Genomic DNA, 1,873 nt, shown 5'->3' with positions numbered 1-1,873 from the left:
GCGATCTAGCTCGGCCAGGACGGCGTCGTAGCCGGTTGAGCGGCCCCTACGATCACCTGGTCACCATCAGCCGTCAAGATCAGCTGTCAGCGGTAAGAACTGTCCTGAGGGAGGTGTCGGTTCCGGTGGAAAATGAGCCCGCCGAAGCGACACGGGGGCAACCGGCGCACGACGACACCGCCCGCCCGCCCGGTCTGTTCTGACATGTGCACAATTCGATGATTTCATCACCGTCCGACGCTCCGCGTGCCCAGGCCGTCATGCCGTCTTTGCGTCTTGCTGGTTAGCCGTCTTGCCAGCAACCGCTCCCTATCGCGCGGCCCTGGTCGGGGCGGTTTCGGTCATCGCACGACCGGGGCATTTCCGATATCCGATACCTGCGGTACCGTGTACGTATAAAAGCCGTAGAAAATATCAACCTCAGAGGAGGCTTCTTATGGCTAGAACCGGCATCATCAATCGTTGGCGTAGCAATATGGATGTGCTCGACGACACCGTGTACACCGACATGCTCAACACACTGTCTGAGGGGTCAGTGCGACGGCATTTTAACCCCTATATCGATATCGATTGGGATGCACCCGAGTTCGCGGTGACACCCAATGACGAGCGCTGGATCCTTCCGGGGACCGATCCGCTCGGACGTCACCCGTGGTATCAAGCGCAATCGGTCGAGCGCCAGATCGAGATCGGTATGTGGCGTCAGGCCAACGTTGCCAAGGTCGGCCTGCACTTCGAGTTGGTCCTGATCCGCGGCCTGATGGACTACGCGTTCTGGACGCCCAACGGGTCGCCCGAGTACCGCTACTGCCTGCATGAGGCCGCCGAAGAGTGTAACCACACCATGATGTTCCAGGAGATGGTGAACCGCATCGGGGTCGACGTGCCCGGGATGCCTCGGTTGCTGAGGTGGTCCCAACCGGTGGTCCCGTTGATGGCGGGTCCGTTGCCGATACCGTTCTGGTTCGGCATTCTCGCCGGTGAAGAGCCCATCGATCATACGCAGAAGAATGTTCTGCGTGAGGGTAAACAGCTGCACCCGATCATGGAGCGGGTGATGGCGATCCATGTGGCTGAAGAGGCGCGGCACATCTCGTTCGCGCATGAGTACCTGCGTAAGCGGGTGCCGCATTTGTCGCGGGGGAAGCGGTTCTTGTTGTCGATGTTTGTGCCGGTGATGATGCGCGTGCTGTGTTCGGCGATCATGGTTCCGCCGCGGGAGTTCTGGAAGGAATTCGATATTCCGCGCTCGGTGCGCAAGGAGGTCTTCTTCAATTCGCCGGAGTCGCGGCAAATGCTACGTGACATGTTCGGTGACGTCCGGATGCTGTGCCACGACACGGGACTGATCAATCCGCTCGCCAAGATCGTTTGGCGGATCTGCAAGATCGATGGCAAGCCGAGTCGCTACCGTAGCGAGCCGCAGCGCCAGCACGTGTCCGCCGTAGCGTAGGAGCGGCGTCATGCCCCATGTGATCACCCAGTCGTGCTGTAGCGACGCCTCCTGTGTGTACGCCTGCCCGGTCAACTGTATTCATCCGTCGCCGGACGAACCCGGTTTCGCCACCGCTGAGATGTTGTACATCGATCCGGTCTCGTGTGTCGACTGCGGCGCATGTGTCTCTGCCTGCCCGGTCGGGGCGATAGCGCCGGAGGTAAAGCTGCGGCCTGAACAGTTGCCGTTTGTCTCCCTCAACGCGGCGTTCTACCCGGATCGGCCCGCAGGCGAGAGGGTCCCGCCGACGTCTAACCTCGATCTTTCATCCGGTGCCTATCCCTGCCTGAGCGGTTCGGATTGATTGCGGCAGGGCTGATTTTGCGGTTCGGGTACGACAGGCTGGCCGGTTGCCGCCGGATCACGGCCGGGTTTCAC

The 1,873-nt window shown here is 60.9% G+C and carries 1 protein-coding gene and 1 pseudogene; both read left to right on the top strand.

Annotated elements, in window-relative coordinates:
• Positions 1-436: 436 nt before the first annotated feature.
• Positions 437-1,453: an AurF N-oxygenase family protein gene (locus ACSEEN_RS21325; protein WP_161896579.1), complete on the top strand. Its 1,017-nt coding sequence runs from the start codon at positions 437-439 to the stop codon at positions 1,451-1,453.
• 10 nt (positions 1,454-1,463) lie between these two features.
• Positions 1,464-1,754: pseudogene (locus ACSEEN_RS21320) on the top strand (4Fe-4S dicluster domain-containing protein); the annotation flags it as partial.
• Positions 1,755-1,873: the final 119 nt, after the last annotated feature.

It is taken from the genome of Gordonia marina, from assembly GCF_052036135.1.
Lineage (GTDB): Bacteria > Actinomycetota > Actinomycetes > Mycobacteriales > Mycobacteriaceae > Gordonia.
This window is presented reverse-complemented; position numbering and strand designations above follow the sequence as displayed.